We start from the raw sequence: 26,201 nt of genomic DNA on the forward strand, positions 1-26,201 counted from the left end.
ACCTTCACCCTCGAATATGGGAGGCACCACCATGCCATTTATGCAACAAGACCCGCGTCGTCTGGTCTGGCAGCAAAACGATCGCTATTTATGGATTGAACCCTGGGGCGAGAACAGCCTGCGCGTACGCAGCGGCCGTCATCTGCCGGTAATGAGAAATGAAGACTGGGCATTGACTGAGCCAGTCGCAGAAAGCCAGTGCCACATTGATTATGAGCACCACCAGGCAACGCTGACCAACGGCAAAATTATCGCTATCGTCAATCAAAAAGGACAAGTTACCTTTTACCGCCATCGACACAAACCCCTGTTGCAGGAGTTCTGGCGCCTGCGGGGCGAAATTGGCGAGGATGAATCATCTCACGGCCAGTACGTCAGCGCACTCAACCTTGAGGGACGCGAGTTCCGCCCGATTCAGGGTGGGAAATATTCACTGAAAGCTCGCTTCGAAGCCACCGAAGGGGAAAAAATTTATGGTATGGGGCAGTATCAACAGGCCAACCTGGATCTCAAAGGATGCGTGCTTGAGCTGGCGCAACGTAACTCCCAGGCCTCAGTACCGTTTATGCTTTCCAGTCTGGGCTACGGATTTTTATGGAACAACCCGGCAGTCGGACGCGTAACCTTTGCCCAAAACGTTACCGAATGGGAAGCGCAGGTCAGCGAACAGCTGGACTACTGGATCACGGCTGGCGATACCCCGGCAGAAATTAGCCGGGCTTACGCGCTGGCTACCGGCACGCCGCCGATGATGCCGGACTACGCCATGGGCTTCTGGCAGTGCAAACTCCGTTATCGCACGCAGGAAGAGCTGCTGGAGGTCGCCCGCGAATATAAGCGTCGCAATCTGCCTATCTCAGTGATCGTTATCGACTTCTTTCACTGGCCGAATCAGGGTGACTGGATGTTCGATGCGCGCGACTGGCCCGATCCTGATGCCATGATTGCCGAGCTGAAATCGCTGGGAATTGAGCTGATGGTCTCCGTCTGGCCGACGGTGGATAACCGTACCGAAAGCTATCGGGAGATGCGCGAAAACGGCTGGCTGGTACAAACGGAACGTGGCTTGCCGATCAATATGGATTTCCTCGGCAATACCACTTACTTTGATGCGACTCATCCGGGCGCGCGCGACTACGTCTGGGGCAAAGCCAAACGCAACTATTACGATAAAGGCGTGAAGTTATTCTGGTTAGATGAAGCCGAACCTGAGTTCAGCGTTTACGACTACGACAACTATCGCTACCATGCCGGGCCGGTACTGGAAGTGGGCAATATCTACCCACGTATGTACGCTAAAACCTTTTTTGACGGCATGAAAGCCGATGGCGAAGACCAGGTTATCAACCTGCTACGCTGCGCCTGGGCCGGCAGTCAGAAGTACGGCGCACTGGTCTGGTCAGGTGATATTCACTCCTCGTTTAGATCGCTGCGCAACCAGTTTGCCGCCGGACTTAATATGGGAATCGCGGGGATACCGTGGTGGACGACGGATATCGGCGGTTTCCATGGCGGTAATATTCACGACCCGAAATTCCATGAATTGCTGATTCGCTGGTTTCAGTGGGGCGTCTTTAGCCCGGTGATGCGTCTGCACGGCAACCGCGATCCGCAGATTTTACCCGCACAACCGTACCGGGATGGTATCGCCCAGTGCCCTACAGGTGCGCCGAACGAGGTCTGGAGCTACGGTGAGGAAGTATGCGACGTACTGACAGGTTGCCTGGCGTTGCGAGAAAAACTCAAGCCCTATATCAAAGCGCTGATGGAGGAAACCCATAAGTACAATACGCCAGTGATGCGCCCCCTGTTCTTTGAATTCCCCGAACAGGAAACAAGTTGGGCAATCACCGACCAGTATTGTTTTGGTCCTGACCTGCTGATCGCCCCCGTCATGCATGAAGGTATGCACGAACGTGATGTCTGGCTACCGGAAGGGGAAACATGGACGGATCTTGCGACCGGTGAAAGCTATTCAGGAGGGCAGACGCTGCAGTACGCTACGCCACTGAACAGAATTCCGGTGTTTATCCGCGAAGGTGGACAGTACCGTAGCCTGCTGAACTTGTAGAATGATTCCGGCTGCGGGCTAGTTCCGCAGCCGGAAGTATTACGGTAGGTATGTCTACTGTAGTTTAAACAATGCCGAGTAGTCCGCATTGCAAATACGCTGCACCGCCGGATGCTGGATCATTCTCTCGGCAAAAATCGCATGATATTCTTCCATGACATTCTCCACGCGCCCAATCTCTATTACCGACTCATCGGCATAAAAATCCAGTGAATAAAGGCTCGGCGCCACAAAAATCGCATCGTGCGTCGCGCCAAACGCCTTCATTAAGGCCGCGTCATCAAATTCACCGAGGATCTCAACCTGCAACCCCTGCGAATTAAACCAGTTCAACAACTTACGCCCCAGCATTGAGCGACGTCCCGGCACCAGCAACCGTCGCTCTTCCAGGCAGGCAGGGAACGCTTTTTCAGGAAGCGGATTCGTGCACCAGAAACTGACGCTGCATTCGCCGATTTTGACTGAGAATAGCCCCTCCTGCTGCGTGGAATCTATCGGGCAGTCGGAGATAATCATATCCAGCTTGTGCTGGCTGAGCTGTTCGAGCAACATTTCGTGCGTGGACTCGAAGCAACGCAGATGTATGGGTTCGTCCACCACCACCGCCGCATCCAGAACGCTGCTGACCAGACGCTTGGATAAAGCATCGGCGACGCCGACATCAAACAACAGGTTTGATTCTTTGCGGTAATTGACGATATCCAGCATCTCCTGGCTTAGCGTAAACATTTTGTCCGCATAGCGAAAAACCAGCTCGCCCAGTTCGCTGGGCTCAAGACCGCGTCCCTTACGTTTAAATAGCTTCCCCTGTAAACGCTCTTCCAGGGCTTTAATTTGACCCGTAATGGTTTGCGGCGTCAGAAAAAGCGCCTCTGCGGCACCCACGACAGAACCTTCTTTATAGACATGCCAGAAGTAATAAAGATGGTTGTAGTTAATATGAGACATGCTCATTCCTCTCCCTGTTCAATGTCGCAAGGGAGCGATTCATCGCTCCCCCTTTCCTTCGTACTGGTTATGCCGGCGCGTTCAAACGCGCGCGCAACCAGCTATACCCGACCACTGCGGAGAGCAATGAACCAATCAAAATGCCCAATTTCGCCCAGTTAATAAGTTCCGGATCGACATTGCCAAATGCCAGGCTGGCGATAAAGATGGACATCGTAAAGCCAATGCCACACAAAATGCCGACCGCCATGATTTGCTGATAAGTGGTCCCCTGCGGCAGATGCGCCAGCTTGAAACGCAGCGCCAGCCAGCAAAACAGGCTAATCCCCAGCGGCTTACCAATCAGCAGACCGGCAATAATTCCCAGCGGCAGCATGGAGGTCAGACCGTCAATCGTGACGCCCTGAAGAGAAACGCCGGCATTCGCAAAAGCGAAGAGCGGCAGGATCAGGTACGCGACCCACGGATGCAGAACATGCTCCAGACGCTTCGCCGGCGAGCGACCGTGTTTTTCTTTCAGCGGAATAAAGAAGCCGACAATGACGCCTGCCAGCGTCGCGTGAACGCCGGACTTCAGTACCGCCGTCCACAGCACTGCCCCGACCAGAATATATACCCCAGTCCGTCTGACGCCGCACAGGTTCAGCAGCGCCAGCACGGCAATCGCGAACGCCGCCACGCCCAGCGAGACGATAGAAAGATCGCTGGTATAAAACAGTGCGATAATAACGATGGCGCCGAGATCATCGATGATCGCCAGCGCCATCAGGAAAATTTTCAGCGCCAGCGGAACCCGGCTGCCCAACAGCGCCAGCACGCCCAGCGCAAAGGCGATATCCGTCGCGGCAGGAATAGCCCAGCCCTCGCGAGTGACCGGATCGGAGTAGTTAAAGGCCAGATAGAGCAATGCCGGTACAATCATCCCGCCGATGGCGGCAATCACCGGAAAAGCGGCCTGGCGCAGACTGGCTAACGAGCCTTGCATCAGTTCGCGCTTAACTTCCAGGCCAATCAACAGGAAAAACACGGCCATCAGCGCATCGTTGATCCACAACAGCATGTTTTTGTTGATTTCAAGCGCCCCAACCCGTAGCTGAACCGGCGTCTCCAGAAAATCATGATACCATCCACTGGTCGCGCCCATATTGGCCATCAGCATAGCCAGCGCAGCGGCGATGATGAGAATGATGCCCCCAGAGGCATCGCTGCTAAAAAATCGGTGCAGATGTTTCACTTTTTATTCTCTCAATCAGGTGAATTCTTCGAATCTACTATCTTACCTCGCCTGACTCATCGTTAAAATTAGATTATATATGATGAATAGCTCGTTTTTTACGAAATGAAGTCCGACTTACGCCGGACTTTTTTAGTGCAGTCAGTCATTGATGATAGACCGCTACGCGTACAGATCCATTTTATACACCCGGAAACTGGTAATATCGTAGCGATAGCCTTCCCCGTTCGTTTCCGCGTTTTTGTAGTAACCTGACGTCATGGTCGCTTCAAAAAGCACGGTTTTCTCCGTAGGCGCAATCTCCTGTAAAATTAGCAGCCCCATCGCCTCGCTGCCCGCCTGCGGATCGATAATATCGCTCTCGCCAGGCTGGCAAGAGATGGCGCGGCCATTTTCATCAAACGTGCAGTCGGCAAAATGCACCACAATATTGCCATTTTGTTGGATCGCTTTCGCGCTAACGCAGCTACTGTAGCCACGCGCGCCCAGCTCCTTGCCGTATTCAAATGGCCGCATAACGGTCATCTCATTCATATTCACCACGAAATGGACAATGCGACTGTAGTTATCCGGCGGTAACAGGCTTTTGCTGTCATCACGTGAACGGTAATTACCGTTATCAAATACCATAAACTCCACTATACCCGGCGTATTATTGGCGATTTCAACGACGTTATGCTGGCCCCACGTCCAAAAGTCACGGTCAGCCGCGTCGATATCCTCCTGTTTGCTAAAGTCGTAAAGCGCCACACCTTCACTGTCGACCGGGGTTAAAAGATAAGGCTGATAAGCGTCGTCCCAGTCTTCATGCGTTGACAAAATAAAGCGTAACGCTTGCGTTTGCAGATCGACGCCAAACACCGCGCTCTGATGACGCCCGGACGCAATTAACAACTTATTCGTCTCATTCACGTAGCTCTGGTTTATATGCAGCCAGTCTTTAACCGTCGGGTCTTCTCCCGGCGCCGTACCTGAAGGACGGGAAACCCGCGTCGTATCCAACACCTTCGCCATATCGTAGTAAGCGGTCTCCAGCCCGGTAGTCAGATCGACAACCGATACGCCGTCTTCATTGGTTTTCAAATCGTCGGGCCGACCCGAGGTATATTCAGAGGGCGCAACAATGGTATTGCTGTCCCACGGCCAGATAGAATGGTGAAATTGATTATCGAGATTATAGAATGTGTGAAGACGCCCCATCATGTCGAACTCATACATATCCAGATAGGTATTTTTCGCTTCTGAAGTGGTGAGGAAATGGCCATTATCAATTCGAACAAAATTATAAGACGGATAATCCTGAGTAACGTACCAGCGCACCAGACCATTCTGATCTAATGCGTAATTATAGCGATCGAAATGCGTAATAAAATAAAACCCTGGCGCCATCTTGTCCGCATCGGTAGCAGGTTGCGTCACGTTGATAATCGGAAAACCTAATACGACTTCCGCGGAATCTACCGGCGGTAACGGCTGTGTGGTGAGTGTATAGACAGCAAGTGGCGCATCTGCCTGAGAAAAGACAATATGGTTTTCAGTCTCCGCTACCAGCCCCAGAACCGGCAACAGATTTGCGCCTGGCGTAAGGGTGTAAAGATGTTCTATCGGCATCGCCGTTTTTGCCGCATCCTGGACCGTGACCATGATCTCAGCTGATTCCAGACTCCAGACCCCGGCATAAGCGCTTAAAGGCGCCGTGCCGTAAGGGTCTAACAACATGAGCGCATTTTCTACCGTATTCTCTTGCGTGACCTGCGTAAGGCAATTTTCATAAATAGCAGTATGGTTAAGCACCATTTCATTATTGATATCGATACCCTGATTAATCGCCGGACGCGGCGCAGGAAGGACAACAGACGTTGCAGTTAACGTATTCATGATAAATCTCCAGTGTATTAATCTCATCGCCCCTCATGGGGACCACGAAAATTAATACTCTGGATTTTTAAGCCGTCCGAATAAAATACCGCAACAACACCTCATCACACTTTTTATTTTATCAATTCAGTTACGTGAAGCGTTATATTCAAATTTTAGGTAATCCAGTACGGCAACAACATTGCCAGGAGACATCCGGTTAAGATGCGGCAGGAAGGGATGGTTGTGAACATAGCGAATAAACGCCGTCGCGCTATTTAACGTCGCATGGCGTAACAAACTCACCTTTTTATTTCCTGTGAGATTGCATACTGCCATCGCATAATCCCGTGTGGAAAATGTACGCCAGACGTTGTTGCGAATTCCGCCGCTCAAAAACAACCGCGGAGGGAGATCGCGCTTGGGCGGCGTAACGCCTCTTTCACGCACAAACGAAATATGGCAGCGACCCTGACGAAGATAGCTAAAATTCGCCATCATACAGCCGCCCAGAATGAAGCATTCGTGATCGAGATAATGCTGGACATTCAGGGAGCGCTCATCCGTCAACGCCTGAACCAACTCAAAATGTCGATAAGCAGGTAATACGGGTTTTACTAACATCCCCGGATCGTTTTTATATAAAATGGCGGGGCCGTAATCTACATCAAATAATACATTGCGGCGCATGGTCAGCGCCTCTTTTCGCTGCACCAGATGCGCCAGCGTGCCGGATGGGAGCCGTTCTTCGTAATCAGAATGATACTGATAATCCGCCTCCACCGGTTGTGCGGAGTAATTCGTTGAGATCGCGACGACCTTACCGCTCTCTTCTTCCGCCGTCACCAACACGTATAAGCTGCTGTCGCCGCCGTTAAATTTCACGCGAAACGCCCGCGTGCTCATAGCGATGTCAAACGCGGGAAACACAAAATCGCGTTCCGCTTGATTAGCACGACGGGACAGTTTTTGTAATTCGCGGCTAAAACCCGTGCTGTCTATCACCAGCGCCGCCCGTATTTCAACTAGCGACGCTCCTTCGCCAATCAACGTGGCAAGGTTCTCTTGTCTGGCGTCGCCCCTGATAGCGGTATAGGAGATGAACGTTTTATTACACTGGCGGCAATACATACGCCGTTCACCTTTAGTGGAAAAACCATATTTTTTCAGCGACGTCCCGCCACAATGCGGACAGGACTTCACCAGACCTTTCCAGGATTGATTCGCCGCCTGGCGAAAAAGATTAAGCGATCTGGCTGAGATAATGGGGAACAAAAAACCGCACGCTCGACAGAGAACATTTTTCCCTTGCGGTAGATAGTCTGGACTCTCCAGAATCCCCAGATTTTTGCAGCCGGGCGTTTTGCAAGCATCGACATTAATGTGAGAAAACATATTCACTCCCTGCGAATACTACCTTCAAACAAATATTGACTTTATTTCTGCAGGTGAGATGCCTTTTTCATACAGGGTTCGCATGGCACTCATCGCCGTCGCGGTATGCGAGAAAAAAGCCTGATAACCTGCACACAGATAGTTATGATTGGTTGCGCCTGACACAGAGGGTAAAAAACGATGTTTCGGACAGCCGCCATAGCAGGCGAACTTCCATTGACAGCGATGGCACTCCTGCGCCATTGAACGCTGTTTATCGCTGCCGAACTGGCGATTTTGTTCGCCCTGATTCATTTGACGCAGCGTCTTCTGGTGGATATTCCCCAGTTTAAATTGCGGATATACGAAGTGATCGCAATTATAAACATCGCCGTTCATTTCCATCGCAAACGCGCTGCCGCAGGTGGGAGCAAAAACGCAAACCTGCGGCGGCAGGCCGCACCAGGCCGCCAGCGTCTGTTCAAATAGCTGGATGCCGATATCGCCGATATCCTCACGGATCCAGATATCAAATACCGCATTCAGAAACTGACCAAATTGCAGGCTATCGACCGACCACGGCGTCATCGCGATGTGTTTATCCTGCGGCTGCGCCAGCCCATTTTCCCCACAGCGTTCAACTAAAGGGATAAATTGCATATAGCGACTACCAATGCTTTTCAGGTAGCGATAGACCTGAACAGGATGATGCATATTGGTACGGTTAACTACCGTGAGGGTATTAAATTCCACGTCGTGCTGCGCCAGACAACGCACCGCATTTTCTACTTTTTCATGCGTCGGCTTTCCGGAGCGCGTCACTCGCCATTCATCGTGTAACGCGGCATCGCCATCAATAGAGACTCCAACCAGAAAGTCATGCTCCCGGAAGAAGGTCGCCCAGTCGTCGTTGATCAGGATGCCGTTAGTCTGGAAGGTATTGACGATGGTTTTGCCGCCACAATAGCGCTGCTGAAATTCAACGGCTTTACGATAAAACGGGATACCCATTAATGTGGGTTCCCCGCCCTGCCACGCAAAAATGACCTCATCAATATCCTGTGCGGCAATCTGCTGCCTGATGAAGAGTTCGAGGGTCTCTTCCGACATTTTGTAATGGTTTTTTCGATCCGGATAGAGCTTTTCTTTCTCCAGATAAAAACAGTATTTGCAGTCAAGGTTACACACCGATCCGGTTGGTTTAACCATGACCTGACAACTTTTCCCAAACATCATTACCTTCCCTGAAATAAAAGAACCTGATCCGGCACAGAGTGACCGGATCAGGTGGGCATCGCCCTAAGTGGCATACTTAATTTTTTATAATTATTCCATTAGCCCCAGGTGACAGGCGTCGGCTTATCGCCACGGGCTTTCATCAGCGAATCGTTATCAATATCCTTTTTATACTTCAGGAACTTACCGTAAAGCTGTTTCTCAATCTGCGGCTGTTTACCAATTTGATTGAGCGTCTCGAAACGATCGGTTTTCAGGTTATAGAGATATTTGGGTTTATTCTGGCGATCGATGATCATCTTCCAGTCGCCGTCGCGGATCGCCCACTCATCCGTCGGATCGTCCTGGAACGGCATATCGATACCGAAGATCAGCGGTTTCTGGCGTTTTAAGGTCTTGTCCTTCAGGAGCGGAACTAAAGACTGACCGTCGTAGGTACGATCGGTCGGGAGTTTAAAGTCCATCATGTTGGCCAGCGTCGGCAGCCAGTCAAGACCATATACCGGCGTGTCCGTTACCATCCCCTGTGGAATGTGCTTACCGTATTTGATGATTGCCGGTACGCGAATGCCGCCTTCCCACAGGTTGTCTTTACGCCCGCGCAGACCGTCAGTCTCGCCTGCGAGGTTCAGCTCGTAGACTTTACGCGCTTCACGCGTCACCGGGCCGTTATCACTGGTGAAGATGACAATGGTATTATCTTCTTCCCCCATCGCTTTAATTTTATCCAGTACTTTACCGACTTGCGCATCCATGTAGCTGATATTGGCGTAATATTCGCCGGTGCCGCGCCACGGTTTGTCTGCCCAGTCGCCGTAGAACAGATCCGGATGCTGTTTCTGGTAATCGGTCATGTACTGCGAATACATATCAAGGTATTTTTTCGGCGACGCCAGCGGGCTATGGACTTCGGTAAAGGCGACATATAAGAAGAACGGATTATCGTCTTTCTTATTATCCAGCCAGTTCACCACTTCAGAGCTCACAAACTCGCCGCTCATCTTATCTGCGCGGCCAATATGTTGGCCATTACGAATCCACCCCGTAGGATGCACCACGCCATAGCGCGGGCGCTCCTTGGCGTTGTCCAGCGTAGCATCGGTGACAAATCCCGCCGGATTAACCAACGTATAGTCAAAGCCCATGTCTTTCGCCTGCGGCTGATCGGTGCGATCGCCGCCCGCATTCAGGTGTAATTTCCCCATCATCGCCGTATCGTAGCCCTGCTGTTTTAGCAGATTGGCGATAGTCAGTTCATTACGCCCCAGCGCAACATCCTTGCCTTCCGGTATCCAGGAACGGATTCCGGTACGGAACGGCATACGACCGGTTAACAGGCCCGCGCGGGAAGGAGAACACAGAGGCGCTGGCGCATAATAGTCGGTAAACTTCACCCCCTCCTGCGCCAGTTTGTCTATGTTAGGTGTTTTAACGATGCGGTGCCCGTAGGTGGCGAGATCGCCATACCCTAAATCATCCGCCAGAATAATGACTAAGTTAGGGCGCTTTGCGGTTGCCGCTTGCGCGGTTGATAATACGCTTCCAGCGCATAGCGCCAACCCTATCATACTGGCAACGACTGTTCTTTTCATTTCAACTCCTTTGAGTTATCGCACGGTCTGATTACGATATATTTGCCGATAGACCCGGCTGCGGAATACAGCCTGAATTAATTGCACTATATATATTCGATTTGTCTTATATTTCTTCCATTAACATCGTTTTATCGTAGAAAATTATTCACACTCATTATAATATTAATACCATAAATATATTTCGTGCTAAAGAAAACACGCCTGAAGCAGTCTATAAAAAAAGAAATCGCGAACGAGTGATGCAGATCTCAAATATGGCCCATGTGTCAGAACCGCTATTGTGATGTCAATATATGTTGTTGTTTCAACGCTAACACCCTCATTTACTGGCAGTAAGTTGTCTTTGCGAGAAATTATCCCCATTCGAAGTTTCATTAATTTCATGCTATCCGGTGTGACTTTTACAACAGAGACATAAACTATAAATCAAATAGTTATCGCGTAATAAACAACATTATCTGACATGAATATTTGACGATTATATGTCGCTGATATTTTTGAGACATCTATCACCTACGTATAAAAAGACACTCCTTAGAATTCGCTTCTTTACACAACATTTCACTGTGTTTTTACCTCATGGAGTTGAGCATGAAAAATAAGAAATATATTAATAGTCTACTCGCCGCATGTGTTCTTTTCTCTTGCTTTAATGGCCAGGCAGCGGAATTGAAACGCGTATACGGTAAACTTAGCTTCGGATATGGCGACTGGAATAAAGGCTTTGTCAATGTCGATCGCGGCGAAGTGTGGAAAGCGGTAGCCGATTTCGGCGCCGTGTTTGACAGGGGCGAATTTGCATCATTTTATGAAATGAACGTGCTCAACCATCCGGTAGAAGGCCGTAACCATGTTACCCAATTTCTGGGACATTATAGGGTGGTAGAAGGCTCTAACTTTACCGCAATGATGAAACTCTATATGTCGATGGAGAATAAATTCGGTGATGAATTAAACATGATGTACGGGGTAGGTTATCTGGGTTTAACCAGCCCATCAGGCTTTATTAAGCCCTATTTCGCTGTTCATAACTTATCGAACGATTATACCTCTAAAAAGTATGGACAGGCGACAGGCTTTAACGGTTATGTTCTCGGTTGGGTCGCGGCTTATAACTTCGATATGTTTAATGAAAAGTTCGTCATTTCAAACTGGAACGAAGTTGAAATGGATCGTAATGATGCCTACGCCGAACAGCAGGGTGGGAAGACCGGCCTGAACGGCGCGGTAACGTTTACATGGAAATTTATGCCGCGATGGACCGCCTCCGTCTCTTACCGTTACTTCAATAATAAATTGGGGTATGACGGCTACGGCGACCGTATGAATTACCTGATCGGCTTCGAGTTTTAATAATTAATAAACTTGATGAATATTACTTAATTTCCCCCGTTTGTAGTCGTGGATGACACGACTACAGGCATTGTTTTTCTTTAATGTAGCGTAAATGGATGGTTTATATGAACAAAAAGTTTTCGATATCCCTACTGTCGCTGTGCATTGGTTTGTCTTCAGCCATTTCCTTTTCAGCCGATGCGCGTGACATCACAATTTATTATACAAACGATTTACATGCCCATGTGACCCCGGAAATTATCCCCTATGTATCCAAGACACGTCCGGTAGGGGGCTTTGCGCCCATCTCGAAAATTGTCAAAGATGCAAAAGCGAAAGAGAAAGATGTCTTTTTCTTTGATGCTGGCGACTATTTCACCGGACCTTTTATCAGTACGCTGACCAAAGGCGAGGCTATTATTGATATTTTAAATACCATGCCTTACGACGCCGTCTCTGTCGGTAACCATGAATTTGACCATGGCCATGAGAATCTGGTTAAACAACTCAGCAAATTGCAATTCCCGGTATTGTTGGATAATGTTTTTTACAGCGGCACAGATACGCCATTAATTAAAGAACCGTATACCATCGTGGAAAAAGATGGATTCAAGATCGGCGTCATCGGTATGCACGGCGTTTCCGCATTCTATGAAGCGATTGCCGCAGGCGTGCGTGAAGGCGTTGACTGCCGCGATCCGATTCCTTATGTGAAAAAACAGCTGGAAGAGTTAAAAGGGAAAGTTGACCTGACCGTGCTGCTCGCCCACGAAGGCGTGCCGGGTATGCAGTCCAGCGCAGGCGAGGCTGATGTCGCACGCGCTCTGAAAACCGACGTTGATATGGCGAAATCGCTGGAAGGCTATGGACTTAACGTCCTGATTACCGGCCATGCGCATAAAGGTACGCCAGAACCGATTAAAGTGGGCGATACCCTTGTCGTTTCCACGGATGCGTACACCATCGAATTAGGTAAACTGGTGCTTGACTGGAACCCGGAAACCAAAAAAGTGGACAGCTACAATGGTAAGTTGATCACCATGTATGCGGATACTTATAAGCCAGATCCGGTCACGCAGGCCAAAATTGACGAATGGGATAACAAGGTTAAGAAAATTACCGATGAGGTGGTCGCGCACTCTCCGGAAGTGCTAACCCGTTCTTACGGTGAATCAGCGCCAACCGGCAACTTAATCACCGACGCCCTGATGGCTACCGTTCCTGGCGCCGACGCCGCCTTCTATAACGCTGGCGGTATCCGTACCGAATTGCCTAAAGGTAATATCACCTATGGTGATGTGCTGAGTATGTATCCGTTCACCAACGATGTCATGAGCATGGAAATCAGCGGTAAGGACCTGAAATCCATCATGTCACACGCTGCCGATCTGAAAAACGGTATGCTGCACGTATCGAAAACCGTCCAGTTTAAATATGACAGCACCAAACCGCTGGGCCAGCGTATTGTTGAATTTGATATCAAAGGCAAACCGGTAGAAGACAATAAACTCTATACCGTCGCGCTGGATTCCTTTATCGGTAAAGGTGGTGGCGGATTTACCTTCACTAAAGGTAAAAATATCAAATATATAGGGATACAAACCGCACCGGCGTTGGTTAACTATATGAAGCAGGTTAATAATATTCAACCTGACCACACCATGCGCGTGGATGATATTAGCAAATAAGCCATAATGTTATGCGGTCGATAACCGGCCGCATAACATACTTAGTTATGCAAACAGCGGCATTTTGTATACCCGAAATGCAGAAATATCATAACGATAATTCGTGCCATTCGTCTCTTCGTTCTTGAAATAGCCCGACGTCACCATCGCTTCGAATAAGACCTCTTTCGTCTCTTTATTGATTTCTTGTAATACCAGTCGACCTAACGCCTGTTGCCCTTCATCCGGATCGACAAGATCGCTGGAACCTGGTTGCGCGGTAATGGTATGTTCAAACTCATCAACCGTCGTCGCGCCGAAGTGAATAACCAGGTGACCATTAGTCAATAAATGCTTAGCGCTCACAAAACTGCTATAGCCCCGGTTCCCGACTTCCGTTTTACCATATTCATACGGACGCGTTACGGTCATCGTGTTTAGGTTTATTTTAAACTGCACCACCCGGCTGAAGTTATCGAGCGGCAACAGACTTTTCGCATCTTCGCGTGAACGATAGTTACCATTATCAAAGACCATAAACTCCAGGATACCAGGCTCATCGTTTGGAATTTCAACAATATTATGCTGCCCCCAGGTCCAGAAATTCTTATCTGCCGCATCAATCTCTCCCGGCGAGGTAAGATCATACAGCGGGACGCCATCATCATCGACAGGGGTTAATAAGTATTGCCTGAATTCGTCAGACCAATCCTCATGGTTCGCCATAATAAAGCGCAGTTCGCCGGAATCCACATTTACGCCAAAAATCGCGCTCTGATGTCGACCGGAACAGATCAGCAAATTGTTGGGTTCATTAATATAGCTTTGGTTGATATGCAGCCAGTCATCCATTGATACGTCCTGACCTGGCGCGCTTCCGGAAGGACGCGGCGATCTGGAATAATCCATCACATACAGCATATCGTAATAGGCGACTTCAAGTCCGGTAGATAAGTTAATAATAGAAACGCCATCTTTCCCGGTTGAGTAACCGTCTGGCCGTCCATTGCTATATTCTGAAGGCGCAATCGCCAGATTGTTCTCAATGGGAAGAATGGAGTGATGGAACTCATTGTCGAGAAGATAAACCGTATAAACCCGTCCCATAATGTCAAATTCATACATATTCAGACAATGGTTTATTCCCTGTGACGTCGCCAGGAAATGGCCGTTATCCATTCTGACAAAATTATAAGAAGGGATTTCCTGATTTACATACCACCGGACAATCCCGTTATGATCAAAAGCCAGATTATACCGATCAAAATAAGTGGAGAAATAAAGCCCTTCCTCCATCAGCGAGGCCTGCTGCGCAGGACAGGAGACGCTAATAATAGGGAAACCGAGGCTCACGTTAGCCGAATCCGTGGGCGGTAATGCGTCTGTCATTACTGTATATTGCCCGACAATTTGCGAGGCAAGGCGTAGGGTAATCTGATTATTCACCGCGGATACCATCCCACACACAGGAATAAGGTTAGCGCCCGGATGTACATCATATTGATAACGCACTGCCTCTGTCGTCGCTTCGCTATCAACAACATTGATCTCAAGCGCGGCAGCTTCATCGATCCAAATCCCCAGATAGAGACTCAACGGGGCGGTCCCGTAGGGATTTACGGTGACAATGGCCTTGTCACAGGTATTAGATTGCGTGATCTCCGCTAATCGTTGTTCATATATGGCGTTATGGTTTAACACCAGTGCGTTATTGGTATCGATTTTCTGGTTAATCGGCTCACGCGGTGCGGGCATGTTAACCATTGACGAGCTTTTCTTATTCATACGTTTCTCCTGATTAATTGGGATATAGACAACGAGCAGATACAACATGCCAGCCCGTTGCTTAGCAAATAACCCTACGTCAACAAGAGAAATCGGTTTAATAATTTAAAATAAAACATCCATAAAATAACACCCAGACTAACACTATTCTTTATCATCCGGAGATTTTATTTCCCTGGCGCTACTATAAAAGCATAACAATTATGTAGCATTAATGCTTTGCGACCAATAGCCTATACCTTTTTAATGGTTGGCATAGGCCTTACGCCGTAATTCAAATTATTTTATACCAACAATAAATCAATCAAAGCACATCAATCTACTGATAAAAATTAACACTACTATCATTTTATTTTTAGAGTAACTAAAAATAAAACTTTAGCTTTTCTAAAAAACCATCATTTTTGTGACATGATACGATTTTCTCTGGAAAAAAGGCGCTATTACAGTCACGCCAGTTGATCCCTAAATTTAATATGCATATTATTATCGCCACCCCAATTAAACCCATTAAATAACATCATGACTATTTATTTAATTAACAGCACGCACACTTACAATGATAAGACCAATGAGCTAAAAAACATAAAAACGGGAAAGATGATAAAAATTGCCGCAATGCGCATAAAGTGTCTGGAATATATGCTGAATCATGCACAACAAGACATCATTTATAAAAAACAACTCACTAATGAACTTTGGGGGGAAAGAAGTCAATTTATCAGCGACGCCAATCTGACCCAGATTTTATATCTACTGCGGCGCGACCTTAAAGGCTTTGGCCTGAGCCAGTTTTTTTCCACGGTGCCCCGAACTGGTATTAAAGTTGATGCTAACATTATTATCAGCAATGAAAATAAAAACCATCCCTCTTCTTTAAAAAAAGAAGGGTATAAATATATGGCATTACTTTTCGCTTTACTGACCATGGTCATAATGGTTATTTATTCAATACGATAATTTGATATTAAACCGACAAATCGCATAAGGATGTGCTTCCTTCAACCAAAGCGTCAGGCTGCTTTTCCTGGCTAAAAAGAAAGGTCGACTGAAATGTTGATATCAGTTTTTTGGCATTTTTATAATGGATGCTGTTTGTAGCCAGATAAGCATAAACGGGTAACGTACGAAAAATTATTTCATCAGGCATACGTAGTATTTTTATATTATAACGCCGTACATCTCTAAAATAAGTAGCAATCTTTCCTGGCAAAATCGCAACCATATCGCTTTTCTCAACAACACCGATAACTCCAAATAGTGAATCACTATAATAACCTATTTCCCTGCGCCCCGCATAAGGCGTACTGCTCTTGAATAAATCAATGCTATCAGCGGTGAAAGAAGAGAACATATCTGAATGATAGACAGCATGTCTGGCAGCATAAAAATTATATAAAGAAATTTTTTCAAGCCCAACCAATGGACTTTTTTCACCACAAACACAAACAAAATCAGATAAATTATCAATAAGATAACTTTCGATTATCTCACTCTTAATATCCAGAATTCCCATGATGACATCCGCATAGCCATGCGTCAGCATGGAGGCTGGCGAGTATTCCCCTGTTTTTTTAATCGCATAGTGTTTAATAATATATCGATTCACCAACATCATATCCAGCAATGCCGGAAAATAGTAATTTTCAGTGATATCACTTCCCAGAACAATGAGTTCATTACTCTCCTGAGCATCTGTTTTATCGCACAGTGTGCTTTCTATAGATTCAATTGCCTGGCGAAAGACCTGGTGAAGCGATTTACCTTTGCTGGACGGGACTAATCCTTTGCGGGTTCTGATAAATAACTCTTCGCCATAAATATTTTGTAAACGAAGAAGAGCCTGAGAGATCGCCGCAGGCGTGACATCCAGTTTCCTCGCCGCCCTGGTTGCATTTCCTTCAGTAATAACCGTATCGAACACTTTGATCAGATTGTAGTCAATTTTTTTAGCATTTTTTATTGGCCGCATATAGGTTATCCTGGCTGGTATAATCTGGCTCCATCATTTAAGACGCAGATTAACCTTGCACCACACTTATTTCAATAAGTAAATCATTTCCTCTACCTGTTTGTTATTAAATTATAATTTTATTGATATCATTTCAGCCTGTGTGAAATAAAAACACATGATGCTATTTTATAAAAAACATCAAAAACATCTGGCACACTTTATAAAAAAGTAAAAAAGCATAATGTTATCCTGTTTAATCACAAATGATTCTCTTATTTCTTTGCGGTTCTCTACGCTTATCCGTACTGATGTAAGGAGTACTTTACCGCCAGTGAACACACTGACAGTGTGAAACTTACCTTATGAATATCAAAACGGAGTGAATTCATGAGACAATATACTATCAATAACGAATTTATTTATAATGAGTCGTTAAGAGAAATAATATCATTACATGATAAAAAAGTGCTAAAGGTGACGCTAATGCGTGCGCGTTGTTTAAGCTATCTTTTTGAAAATGCCTACAAGAAACTGATTACGCGGGAGATGATTTCACACGCAGTTTGGGGAGAGCGAAGTCAATTTGTTAGCGATGCTAATTTGACGCAACTTCTTTATCTGCTGCGACGAGATTTACAACAAATCGGGCTTTTCGAACTGTTTGTTACGCTCCCCAGGCAAGGGATAAAAATCGATGAAAGATTTATCATTGACGCTGCTGACATACCGCCACAAGCTATTCAATATCATACTCATCGATGTAATAAAATTATATCCATTGGTATTCCCACTCTTTTTTTATTGATCGTGCTTTTCTTTTTAGCACCGTTTATCTGAAGATAAAGTCTGTAGACCGTGTCCCGGGAAGGTGAGAACATTTTTCATAATATCCTCACACGACACTGACGGGACACCATCTGCGGTCTGCTACGCGGTTCAGTCATAGACAATGCGTAGCACTGTTAATTGCTTATCTTCATCCAAATAATCTCGTTTTACCGTTGCATGAGGAGACGATATTGGCGTGATAATATTCTCGACAATAATATAACGTTCAACTCCCTGTTTATTATGGCATTGAATTTTTAAGGTTCCCACGTCATTCCAGCAGCCTGCCTCAACAACCGATCCCATAAAATGAATCTGAGCGGTCGGTTTCGCTGTCCCTTCATGAACGATAAAGGAAAGTAAAATCACCGGTATGACGCAACGCATAGACTTCATTTTACTTTCACTCCTGTACGTTCTCCTCTGAGCGAATATCACCCCTTCGCTTTCTGAATTGCCATTTGCAACATATCCTGAGTCGTGCTTCCCGGGATCACGGTCACCCGTTTTACATCACCGTTTTGCGTCTGAGGCATGACGACAAAAGCAGGCGTGCCGCTAAAGTCCATATGCTGCGCCAGTGCCTGGTTAGTGAGGAGCGCATCATGTACTGCACCACTGCTTTGCGCTTCTTTTACGGCGGCCAACTGCGTCGGCGTTAGATAATGTTGCGCCAGGGTATAGACATCGTGTTCCGTTAACGCGCCTTCCACTTTGCCGGTAGCATACAGGGCATTATGCCAGTCGAGATATTTTGCCCCGCCCTGGGTAAGCCATACCTGTTCGCCGACTCTGGCCGCCAGTCCGGATACCGGCCAGCGGGAGGAAAAAATAGGAAACTCTTTGAAAATAAACCGGGTATCCGGGTTCGCCTTAATCAGGTTTTCGACCACTGGCGCCATTTTGCTGCACCACGAGCACTGGTAATCAAAGAACATCACCACCGCCGCTTTTGCCTCGTTGGGCCCAACGGAAGGACTGCTGCTACTGAGCAACTCAGCACGATACTGTAATGCCAGTTGAACATATGCCTGTTGTTGCGCAATCTGCTGACGCTGATGCAATGTCTCGCTGGCGGCGACCAAAAATTCCGGATGTTCGGCCAAGTACGTTGCCACCACCTCTCCCACTTTATCCGGATGACTGACGATGTAGGCTTCCGCCGTCGGGCCAATTTGCGACGTCGGGGCAGAATCGGCGGCGATTGCCGAGGCGGATACGGCAACGCCTGCCAACGTCAACATCGCCAGTCGGGAAAGTTTTAACGCGTGATAATACATAATAAAAGTCTCGTTCGATAAGATCGGAAAGCCTCCCGCTATCGGGAGACGCCTGAAAAATAGGTTAATGAATACGCGTCAGATCCACGGTTTGCGCTGGCATTACCCGCCCATAGTCATTAATACTTTGCCAGCGCACAGTGCAGCGAACCGTGTGCCGGCACCAGTCCGTTTGACGCGTTGCAAAGGGAGCCACGACCCCGGCGTTGTCCTGGGCGCGCTCGTTAGTACGTAATAAAAAGAGCGTAACGTAATAGGGTGTCGGATTGCGTACCGTCGCGCCATCAGGGGTAAGCGACCAGATCAGATGCCGGTAGGCCTGCTGCGGATTGCCGGCGAGTCCCTCAGGGCGATAGAGCAATTTTAAAGCCGAACGAAACGCCATTTGTACACGGTTCGCTTCCGGTTTACCGGAGGGAATAGCGGCGATACTCAAGGTAAACAAACTTTCCCTGTCGGCGGGTAGCGGTTCGCCGGTATAAACCACCCGCATTGAATTTTCCTGGCGCGCTGAAAGCATAAATAATGGCGGCGTGACCACGAAGGGCGTGATATTTCCTTCGTTTTTGGTTCCGGGCCAGCGGCCGCCAGGTAAAATATGCGTATCAATTAACCAGGACGCTTCTGAATGGTTACTTACCGGTACGCTTAATGCCGGGGCGTCCGCATGATAGATGAAGCGAGTACCGCCAATCACCACGCCAGCCTGCGCCCATGATATGGGAAGCAAGCACCAATATATTGCGCAGCGTAAAAAGAACTTATTCATAGGCAAGAATGAAGGTTGCGGAGGCATTGGCATCCCCGGGCGTTACCGTGCCGCCATCGGCAAGATAACGCGCGTAAAATTGCAGATGCGCCGACGCCTGGCCCGGACTGAGCGTCACTACATCACTCTCCTGCCCCAGTGGGATTAAGGTTTTATTTTGATCATAAAGCGCAATCCCAATGCCTGAAGCGTCGCTTTCCCCTGCGGTAAGCGCCAATAAATCCGTATTACGGCTGTCCCCCGCACCGCTAAAACTGACCGTTACGCCGCTGGCAGTGCTGCCGCAGTTTTGTAAATCGATAGCAAAAGGTTGCCATGCGGAACCGTCGCCTGCGCGATAAAACTGCCGTTGAGAAACCGCGCCCATCGCCACGTTAATATTTTCCGAGTCTGGAGAGAGCGAACACGTATTGTCCGTGATGGTTCCGGAGACATAGACCCGGCCATCGTGCGCCTGGACGCCGGATGCCGCCAGCAGCATCCCGATGCCGTACAGGATATCGTTACGCATAATTACGATAGCTCCTCATTCATACTGCATATCGAAATACATGACCGCCGTCGCGTTCCCGGACGTGACCGTAGGCCGGGTCGATTTATAGCGAATATAAAAAGACAGCGTGTTGCGTCCGGCTTTCAACGGATAGACCACTGAGTCGGCATTATTGATACTGATGGTATCCTGATCATCATTCAGAATTTCCACCCCTACCCCGCTTGCTAACATGTTTCCGCTTCCCATCCCGGTATCGGTTATCGCCAGTAGCGCGGGATTGTCCGGATCGGGTTCGCCGGTAAACCAGATCTTCGCCCCGGCAATTCCTCGGGAACAATTTTTGAGGTTGATATTAAAGGGCTTAAATTTTGTCGTTGTTCCTGTCGAAGGAAAATCGCCAACTGCAAACTGCCCTAAATCAATACTTTGACTGAGGCTGGAAATATCTATGTCGCAGGTTTGCGCCACAATAGTGCCGGTAAATTCGAGGTTATAAGCGAGGTCGTCAGCGCTGGCATTGATTTGTGGACACAGCATCAGTCCCATGGCAAAAAGAGCGCAGTGTGATCTGTTCATTTAGTCAAAGTCCACTCGCAGGCTGGCCAGCGCGGTAAACGCCCCTTCCGCTGGCGTTTCGCCTGTTGTACTTACCGGGTAGGCTTGCAATGTGATGTTAGCGCGTCCGGCGCTATCGGTGATAAAAGGCGCGACACTCTGTGCATCATTGGGGATAAGCGCGTTTCCTTCATCGGTTTCGACCACTACGCCGACATCCGCATTATCCGAAGCGATAGCCTGGGGAACGTGGCTATCCGGCGTAGCGATAAGACGCATCGTTAAATTGACCTGCGAATCCAGACCGCTGCACTTTACCGGTACGCTAAATTTTTTCGCTCGTACCCCCTCCGGCTTTTGGCCTGCATGGTTGAAATTGCCACTGTACAATGCGCCGAAATTCACCAGAATCGTTTGTCCGGCGTTGATTTCGCAGCTTTGCGGTACGGTCACCGTTCCACTATAAAGAATGCTGTATACGACATCTGTCAGCGGATCGCCTGCGGCGGTCATGACATAAACATTGAACATAGTCTTAGGAGTAATATTCACCGTGCCGACGAACGGTTTAACAATTTTGAGCTGAAACTCCAGATTTGAGTCACGAACGTAAAACGGTTGACCCGCTTTCACATTTTCATCATATCCCATCAGGACATTGTTCATCGGCGGATAGATATCGCCCACCGCAGAATCCTCAATTCGCATTCCGCCTTCAAGATAGTCCGGGTCCAGCTTTAAATATTTCCAGTTACCGCTCGTTTCTACGACCGGATATTGCGACACATAGGAGCGATAAGTCTGGCTATAGGTCGCCGCGCCGGCGGGACACACCGCCTGTACATTGACTTCCTGACTTTTCTCCAGTTGAACCGTCGTTCCCACCTGGTTTTGTTCTGCCGTCAGAGTGGTCGTTAAATCGTAATTAATACTGGAAGGTACACCGTTAACGTTTTTACACACGTCTGCGAATGCGTACTGCGATACGACACTTCCCACCAGCAGAGCAAATAAAAGAGGTATTTTCATTTAATGACACTCCGCATGTTGTCGACTCAGAATCTGACGGGAGGAAGAGAGATGATAGGACGCGACACACTGTTGATCCGGCAGGTTCCCCCAGCGAACGTGCAGAATGCCTTGCGCTGACAACCCGGAAAGATAGACTTCCCCGGCCTCGTCAACAATCGCCTCCGCATGGCGATCATTCACCGTCACCGTTGCGCCAAAGGGTACAGGCTTACCGTTATGATTCAGCGTTACCAGGGCACGCGCGCCGACTCGCGCTTTAAAGCGGGCCAGAACCAGCGCGCCTTCGGTCGGCACAACGCGAGTCACCGCGTCATCAATATCGACATCATCAGCCATCGCGTTAACGTCCAGCGCCATACGGTTTTGGCGATATGTCGTCGCATACGGCACCACCGCATAGCCACGCGCGTCCGTATGAATACCCGGCTGGTCGACAACGCCGACGTTGGCTGCGCCCGGCGCGGCAATCAAAATATTGGTATTGCCCAGCGGCTGGCTTAGCGTCACCCCATGCGCGTGCGCCACCAGGCCGCCGCTCAGGCCATAATTCACCTGCCAGTAATCGCCGTTATCGCTAACGTTATAGCCAATGTTGGCGTTGCCTTTCGCCCCATCGTATTCCAGGCTGGCGGCGCCGCTTTCGCCAATACCGTGATTCTGATAACCTTGTTGTATGTTGTAACTAAGATTGTTTTCGTCCAGCAGTGTGCCGCTAAGGCCCGCATTCTGCGTAACGTTATGCTGTTTGTCCGTACTGGTGCTAAAGGTAGCGTAAACATTGTGATGGCGCGTGACCTCATCATCGTGTTGCAGCCATTGACTTAGCGGTACCGAGATATTCAGCGCGAAAATTTGATCGCGCTCCGCATCGCCTGCGGATTTGTTATTGTTGTAAGAAACGCTCCATGCAATACCCGCCAGCGTATCGCTGTATCCCACCTGCAACAAAGAATCCTTTTCATCAGTGTGCCAGTAACTTTGCTGACTGCCGGTAATAAAAAGCGATCCCAACCCGCCCAGCTGTTGATTGATATCGAGTTGTACTTTCCCCCTCCTGGTATAATAAAGATTGTAATAATCCGCCCATTCCGGCCTGCTTTTATCGCTGTCAGTCCGACTGTCATCGTCATAGCCGCTCATCCGTTTCCACGTGGTATCATCCAGCGTATAAAAGCCCGAGGTTGAATAGCGATAGCCCATAAGCTGTAAATTGGTTCCTGACTGTGCAAGCGATTTGGCATACAGGAAACGCAGCGATTGCCCCTGGTAGGTGTTATTATCCGCCAGCGTACTGGTAGCCTGGGTGACATCCAGCGACACCGCGCCCCAGTCGCCCAGATTTGCGCCGCTGCCGATCGCCAGCGCGTGATAATGACTGGAAAGTTGTGTTCCGCCATACAGCGTAAAACCATGCGGTAACCCCCATATCAAGGTCGCCTGACTGAATTTCACCTTCTCTTTTTGACTACTATCGCTGCGATACTCCGCCACCGTCGCCGCATACTTCAGCCGCCCTTCTCGTTGTAGAATCGGCACGGCGGAATAGGGCACGTTATAGCGATTAATAGAACCGTCGGACTCTTTGACTTCCACAGTCAAGTCGCCGCTGGCGGCGGTGGGATAGAGATCATTAATAGTAAATGCCCCGGGCGGCACATAGCGCTGATTGATGATGTAGCCGTTTTGCCGAATGGTCACTTGCGCGTTGCTTCTGGCAATGCCGTGAATGGTCGGCGCGAAGCCCTTCATGCTGTCTGGCAACATATTGTCGTCAGACGCCAGTTGTAGCCCGCGAAAAGGAAGGCTGTCGAATAATGCGGAGGGGGTATAACTATCGCCTGCCGTCAGTTCTCCCTGCAAAAAGACCACATCACGTTCCAGATAAGTACTGATGTGCTGCCAGTCGCTGTCGCTATTCTGATCGCCGCTATTCGCGTTCCATGTGGAGTAGTCGCGTAACCGCCAGGCCCCCAGATTAAGGCCGCTATTCAATCCAAGAAAATAGCTGTTCTCCGCACTGCCGCCTGGGCTCCGATCCTGACTATTCGCGCCGGTAAAGGTGTAATTCAATAGCAACGCGTTAATACCTTCATCCCAGTATTTCGGTGGGATGTAGCCTCTGGCGCTGGCAACCATCGCCGCCTGCGGGATGCTAATATCGAGACGTTGCTGCGCAAAATCAAAGCGGGTCCGGGCGGCCGGTATCGCACTGGCGAGATCCGGGCAACTTCCCGCCGCCGCCTTCGCCAACAGTGGAAACGCCCCGGTGTTTACCCCCATATTTTTAAGCATTTCAGGCGTCAGGCAGGCGCGTAATCCGCTGTCATCGGTGGGCGCGCTTTTTCCCGTCGTTTTCACCGCCTGGAAGGCAATGTCTCTGGTCGCGAGAAACGATTGTTCAGGTAAACGTCAACGCGATACATTCCCGCCGCCTGGGCATTACGGGAAAAGGTCGATAAGTCGGCCACCGCAGACGGGTCGTCAGACAGAAATGCCGGGTTGAAATAGTTTTCCGCCCACCCCGGCGCAGGCGCCAATGCGATAGCCAACGCCAGCGGGGTTAATACGGGTTTAGCTACGCTGGAATAATATCGCGTCATGAAAAGCTGATTACGCATAACATCATGAAGCTGGACAAACGCGTGCTGGCGTCGTTGCGCCAAAATCGTTTACCGTGCGCAAAGATACCTGGCCGGGCGTCGCCGGGAGAGTGATCGCGCCTTTCGGCGGTACCATAGTATTCGGCAGCTTTTTCCCCGCGCTGTACAGTTCAACCATCGAAACGTAGTACGGCGAAGGGTTAGTAATCGTTAGCTGGCCGCGTTCGTTACGGCAGCGAAGCGTGGACGGGGCATGAGCTGGCGCCTCCGCCAGATTTTTCGGGCGAATAAATAGCTTAATCACGCTTTGCGTCGCAATTTGCAGGGAGTTGCCGGTCAGCTTATTTTTATCGACAGAGGGTATCGCTTTACTGTTTAAATAAAATACGCTTTCGCGATCGGTCGGTAATGACGGCCCGACATACATAATGCGTAATATATTTTCTTTTTTAGGCTGGATCACAAAGAGAGGCGGCGTGATGATAAAATCCGTCGAGCGTGAACCATCGGCATTGGCGACCCATGACTGAATTAAAAAAACATTGCTGGCAGAAGAATTAATAATCGGCAAGGAGGTTTGCTTACTTCCCTGCGGATAAATCACCCTGGTCGCGCCCAGCGCAATGCCTCCCGCCTGCGCGGCAAACGACAGGCCGGCCGCCGACAGCAGTAGCAATAATCGAAGGAAAATCGGTACGTTTTTTTTCATCTGCGTAATATCCTGATGCCGTCGGTTTGTTACGCGCAGTGACGCGCGTAACGCCCCTTTCTCGCCTCCCAACAGACGAGAAAAAAATCCCGATAAGGAATCAGGAATAAACCATGCTAAATGTCGCCGTCGCACTAACATTACCGGCAGTCGCCGTACCGGTAGCGATATAATCCACGCTAAGCGGAATAACGTTTTCGCCATCGTTCAAAGTAACAGTACTGGACGATTCACCGATATTCAGCGCCTGGCCATCTGGTCCATAAAGTTGTAATGCCACATTCGTCGCCGAACCTGCCCCAGCGGTATTCGCCAGCGACCCCGGCTGGTTTGCGTCCTGCTGGCCATTAAAAATCACCGCTGCATTCTGGCTGGTCTGAGTATCGCAGTCTTCCAGTTTAATGGTGAAATCTTCTTTTTGATTCGCCACCATACCGGCCTCGGTTAATTTACTGGCGCGAACCTGGCCTAATGTCACGGTCTGATCGACAGAGTCAGCGGAAACAGAACAGGCGGCGTCAACGACCTGTCCGACAAAATTTACCGTACCGCCAGTGACGGTTGTAGTATCCGCTTGCGCGGTGGACAACATTCCGCCAAAGGCAATCGCAGAGACCATTAATGCTAGTACAGGCTTTTTCATTCAAGCTCCTTTTAAATATAAAAATGAGGGTAATCAGATTTTTTAACGAAACGGCTGCTGATATTTCTTCACAGCAATATCACGACTTTTTCTTATGCGAAAAAAAGTGTCTTCTTGTTCTGATATAAATATCAGAAGCAATAAAACAGCCACTCAACGTCGTGAGTTAATCTTTACGTTATAATGAGATAACGATGTTATTAATTATTAGCAAGCCAACGGCAAGTTGCAAT

General features: G+C 48.7%; 21 protein-coding genes and 1 pseudogene. 5 read left to right on the forward strand and 17 right to left on the reverse strand.

Annotated elements, in window-relative coordinates; translation table 11 throughout:
- Positions 1 to 31: 31 nt before the first annotated feature.
- Positions 32 to 2,071, forward strand: coding sequence for a glycoside hydrolase family 31 protein (locus NAZ64_RS13135; RefSeq protein WP_220569416.1), 2,040 nt, complete (start codon positions 32 to 34; stop codon positions 2,069 to 2,071).
- Between the two features lie 54 nt (positions 2,072 to 2,125).
- On the opposite strand, the gene nhaR is transcribed toward NAZ64_RS13135, so the two are convergent.
- From nhaR to NAZ64_RS13165, 6 genes are all read right to left on the reverse strand, one after another.
- Positions 2,126 to 3,025 (reverse strand): transcriptional activator NhaR, encoded by a 900-nt coding sequence (nhaR, locus tag NAZ64_RS13140; RefSeq protein ID WP_000062872.1) that lies wholly within the window; start codon positions 3,023 to 3,025, stop codon positions 2,126 to 2,128.
- A gap of 61 nt (positions 3,026 to 3,086) precedes the next feature.
- Positions 3,087 to 4,253, reverse strand: coding sequence for a Na+/H+ antiporter NhaA (nhaA, locus tag NAZ64_RS13145; protein WP_000681340.1), 1,167 nt, complete (start codon positions 4,251 to 4,253; stop codon positions 3,087 to 3,089).
- Between the two features lie 162 nt (positions 4,254 to 4,415).
- Entirely contained in the window at positions 4,416 to 6,131 is a 1,716-nt protein-coding gene (locus NAZ64_RS13150) for an aryl-sulfate sulfotransferase (protein ID WP_024797419.1), read from the reverse strand.
- A gap of 126 nt (positions 6,132 to 6,257) precedes the next feature.
- A complete protein-coding gene (locus NAZ64_RS13155) occupies positions 6,258 to 7,511 on the reverse strand; it encodes an IS1/IS1595 family N-terminal zinc-binding domain-containing protein (RefSeq protein WP_077914018.1) in 1,254 nt (417 codons plus the stop codon).
- An 18-nt stretch (positions 7,512 to 7,529) separates the two neighbouring features.
- Positions 7,530 to 8,720 (reverse strand): anaerobic sulfatase maturase, encoded by a 1,191-nt coding sequence (locus NAZ64_RS13160; protein ID WP_024797417.1) that lies wholly within the window; start codon positions 8,718 to 8,720, stop codon positions 7,530 to 7,532.
- 98 nt (positions 8,721 to 8,818) lie between these two features.
- Positions 8,819 to 10,312 (reverse strand): sulfatase family protein, encoded by a 1,494-nt coding sequence (locus tag NAZ64_RS13165; protein WP_024797416.1) that lies wholly within the window; start codon positions 10,310 to 10,312, stop codon positions 8,819 to 8,821.
- A 594-nt stretch (positions 10,313 to 10,906) separates the two neighbouring features.
- Between NAZ64_RS13165 and NAZ64_RS13170 the strand changes: the two genes are divergently transcribed.
- Both NAZ64_RS13170 and NAZ64_RS13175 read left to right on the forward strand, forming a co-directional pair.
- Complete coding sequence (locus NAZ64_RS13170; RefSeq protein ID WP_024797415.1) at positions 10,907 to 11,668, forward strand: outer membrane protein OmpK; 762 nt, start codon at positions 10,907 to 10,909, stop codon at positions 11,666 to 11,668.
- A gap of 98 nt (positions 11,669 to 11,766) precedes the next feature.
- The gene (locus NAZ64_RS13175) at positions 11,767 to 13,338 is read left to right on the forward strand and encodes a bifunctional metallophosphatase/5'-nucleotidase (RefSeq protein ID WP_000262864.1); all 1,572 of its coding nucleotides are present in this window, start codon (positions 11,767 to 11,769) and stop codon (positions 13,336 to 13,338) included.
- Between the two features lie 45 nt (positions 13,339 to 13,383).
- On the opposite strand, the gene NAZ64_RS13180 is transcribed toward NAZ64_RS13175, so the two are convergent.
- The gene (locus NAZ64_RS13180) at positions 13,384 to 15,102 is read right to left on the reverse strand and encodes an aryl-sulfate sulfotransferase (RefSeq protein WP_220569417.1); all 1,719 of its coding nucleotides are present in this window, start codon (positions 15,100 to 15,102) and stop codon (positions 13,384 to 13,386) included.
- Between the two features lie 522 nt (positions 15,103 to 15,624).
- On the opposite strand from NAZ64_RS13180, the gene NAZ64_RS13185 reads away from it, so the two are divergent.
- Positions 15,625 to 16,062, forward strand: a complete 438-nt coding sequence (locus NAZ64_RS13185) for a winged helix-turn-helix domain-containing protein (protein ID WP_220569418.1) — start codon at positions 15,625 to 15,627, stop codon at positions 16,060 to 16,062.
- A 7-nt stretch (positions 16,063 to 16,069) separates the two neighbouring features.
- On the opposite strand, the gene NAZ64_RS13190 is transcribed toward NAZ64_RS13185, so the two are convergent.
- Positions 16,070 to 17,074, reverse strand: coding sequence for a LysR family transcriptional regulator (locus tag NAZ64_RS13190; RefSeq protein WP_483640958.1), 1,005 nt, complete (start codon positions 17,072 to 17,074; stop codon positions 16,070 to 16,072).
- Between the two features lie 369 nt (positions 17,075 to 17,443).
- On the opposite strand from NAZ64_RS13190, the gene NAZ64_RS13195 reads away from it, so the two are divergent.
- On the forward strand, positions 17,444 to 17,893 hold the full coding sequence (locus NAZ64_RS13195; protein WP_001250363.1) for a winged helix-turn-helix domain-containing protein: 450 nt from the start codon (positions 17,444 to 17,446) through the stop codon (positions 17,891 to 17,893).
- Positions 17,894 to 17,992: 99 nt separating this feature from the next.
- On the opposite strand, the gene NAZ64_RS13200 is transcribed toward NAZ64_RS13195, so the two are convergent.
- From NAZ64_RS13200 to NAZ64_RS13240, 9 genes and pseudogenes are all read right to left on the reverse strand, one after another.
- Positions 17,993 to 18,280: a hypothetical protein gene (locus tag NAZ64_RS13200; RefSeq protein WP_115286373.1), complete on the reverse strand. Its 288-nt coding sequence runs from the start codon at positions 18,278 to 18,280 to the stop codon at positions 17,993 to 17,995.
- Between the two features lie 38 nt (positions 18,281 to 18,318).
- Positions 18,319 to 19,164 (reverse strand): DsbA family protein, encoded by an 846-nt coding sequence (locus NAZ64_RS13205; RefSeq protein ID WP_000291393.1) that lies wholly within the window; start codon positions 19,162 to 19,164, stop codon positions 18,319 to 18,321.
- Positions 19,165 to 19,228: 64 nt separating this feature from the next.
- Positions 19,229 to 19,960, reverse strand: a complete 732-nt coding sequence (bcfG, locus tag NAZ64_RS13210; protein WP_131046625.1) for a fimbrial chaperone BcfG — start codon at positions 19,958 to 19,960, stop codon at positions 19,229 to 19,231.
- Positions 19,926 to 20,444 (reverse strand): fimbrial protein BcfF, encoded by a 519-nt coding sequence (locus NAZ64_RS13215; protein ID WP_001243228.1) that lies wholly within the window; start codon positions 20,442 to 20,444, stop codon positions 19,926 to 19,928. The genes bcfG and NAZ64_RS13215 overlap by 35 nt, the downstream gene beginning before the upstream one ends.
- Positions 20,445 to 20,459: 15 nt before the next feature.
- On the reverse strand, positions 20,460 to 21,005 hold the full coding sequence (locus NAZ64_RS13220) for a fimbrial protein BcfE (RefSeq protein ID WP_001082038.1): 546 nt from the start codon (positions 21,003 to 21,005) through the stop codon (positions 20,460 to 20,462).
- Positions 21,006 to 22,013 carry a fimbrial protein BcfD gene (locus NAZ64_RS13225; RefSeq protein ID WP_483640959.1) on the reverse strand — a complete coding sequence of 336 codons (1,008 nt, stop codon included), beginning with the start codon at positions 22,011 to 22,013 and terminating at the stop codon, positions 21,006 to 21,008.
- Positions 22,014 to 24,634, reverse strand: a pseudogene (gene bcfC, locus NAZ64_RS13230) (fimbrial usher BcfC).
- 4 nt (positions 24,635 to 24,638) lie between these two features.
- Positions 24,639 to 25,325, reverse strand: a complete 687-nt coding sequence (gene bcfB, locus NAZ64_RS13235; RefSeq protein ID WP_000742551.1) for a fimbrial biogenesis chaperone BcfB — start codon at positions 25,323 to 25,325, stop codon at positions 24,639 to 24,641.
- 100 nt (positions 25,326 to 25,425) lie between these two features.
- The gene (locus NAZ64_RS13240) at positions 25,426 to 25,968 is read right to left on the reverse strand and encodes a fimbrial protein BcfA (RefSeq protein WP_000743356.1); all 543 of its coding nucleotides are present in this window, start codon (positions 25,966 to 25,968) and stop codon (positions 25,426 to 25,428) included.
- Positions 25,969 to 26,201 lie beyond the last annotated feature (233 nt).

This window comes from Salmonella sp. A1325 (assembly GCF_056991255.1).

What these genes read in the sequence shown, in the direction of transcription:
- NAZ64_RS13220 (WP_001082038.1), bottom strand. Translation starts at nt 21,005, where the DNA reads ATGAACAGATCACACTGCGCTCTTTTTGCCATGGGACTGATGCTGTGT.
- NAZ64_RS13190 (WP_483640958.1), bottom strand. Translation starts at nt 17,074, where the DNA reads ATGCGGCCAATAAAAAATGCTAAAAAAATTGACTACAATCTGATCAAA.
- NAZ64_RS13215 (WP_001243228.1), bottom strand. Translation starts at nt 20,444, where the DNA reads ATGCGTAACGATATCCTGTACGGCATCGGGATGCTGCTGGCGGCATCC.
- NAZ64_RS13135 (WP_220569416.1), top strand. Translation starts at nt 32, where the DNA reads ATGCCATTTATGCAACAAGACCCGCGTCGTCTGGTCTGGCAGCAAAAC.
- NAZ64_RS13225 (WP_483640959.1), bottom strand. Translation starts at nt 22,013, where the DNA reads ATGAAAATACCTCTTTTATTTGCTCTGCTGGTGGGAAGTGTCGTATCG.
- NAZ64_RS13185 (WP_220569418.1), top strand. Translation starts at nt 15,625, where the DNA reads ATGACTATTTATTTAATTAACAGCACGCACACTTACAATGATAAGACC.
- NAZ64_RS13205 (WP_000291393.1), bottom strand. Translation starts at nt 19,164, where the DNA reads ATGTATTATCACGCGTTAAAACTTTCCCGACTGGCGATGTTGACGTTG.
- NAZ64_RS13200 (WP_115286373.1), bottom strand. Translation starts at nt 18,280, where the DNA reads ATGAAGTCTATGCGTTGCGTCATACCGGTGATTTTACTTTCCTTTATC.
- NAZ64_RS13165 (WP_024797416.1), bottom strand. Translation starts at nt 10,312, where the DNA reads ATGAAAAGAACAGTCGTTGCCAGTATGATAGGGTTGGCGCTATGCGCT.
- NAZ64_RS13160 (WP_024797417.1), bottom strand. Translation starts at nt 8,720, where the DNA reads ATGATGTTTGGGAAAAGTTGTCAGGTCATGGTTAAACCAACCGGATCG.
- bcfB (WP_000742551.1), bottom strand. Translation starts at nt 25,325, where the DNA reads ATGAAAAAAAACGTACCGATTTTCCTTCGATTATTGCTACTGCTGTCG.
- NAZ64_RS13240 (WP_000743356.1), bottom strand. Translation starts at nt 25,968, where the DNA reads ATGAAAAAGCCTGTACTAGCATTAATGGTCTCTGCGATTGCCTTTGGC.
- NAZ64_RS13180 (WP_220569417.1), bottom strand. Translation starts at nt 15,102, where the DNA reads ATGAATAAGAAAAGCTCGTCAATGGTTAACATGCCCGCACCGCGTGAG.
- NAZ64_RS13195 (WP_001250363.1), top strand. Translation starts at nt 17,444, where the DNA reads ATGAGACAATATACTATCAATAACGAATTTATTTATAATGAGTCGTTA.
- nhaR (WP_000062872.1), bottom strand. Translation starts at nt 3,025, where the DNA reads ATGAGCATGTCTCATATTAACTACAACCATCTTTATTACTTCTGGCAT.
- NAZ64_RS13175 (WP_000262864.1), top strand. Translation starts at nt 11,767, where the DNA reads ATGGTTTATATGAACAAAAAGTTTTCGATATCCCTACTGTCGCTGTGC.
- bcfG (WP_131046625.1), bottom strand. Translation starts at nt 19,960, where the DNA reads ATGCCTCCGCAACCTTCATTCTTGCCTATGAATAAGTTCTTTTTACGC.
- NAZ64_RS13170 (WP_024797415.1), top strand. Translation starts at nt 10,907, where the DNA reads ATGAAAAATAAGAAATATATTAATAGTCTACTCGCCGCATGTGTTCTT.
- NAZ64_RS13150 (WP_024797419.1), bottom strand. Translation starts at nt 6,131, where the DNA reads ATGAATACGTTAACTGCAACGTCTGTTGTCCTTCCTGCGCCGCGTCCG.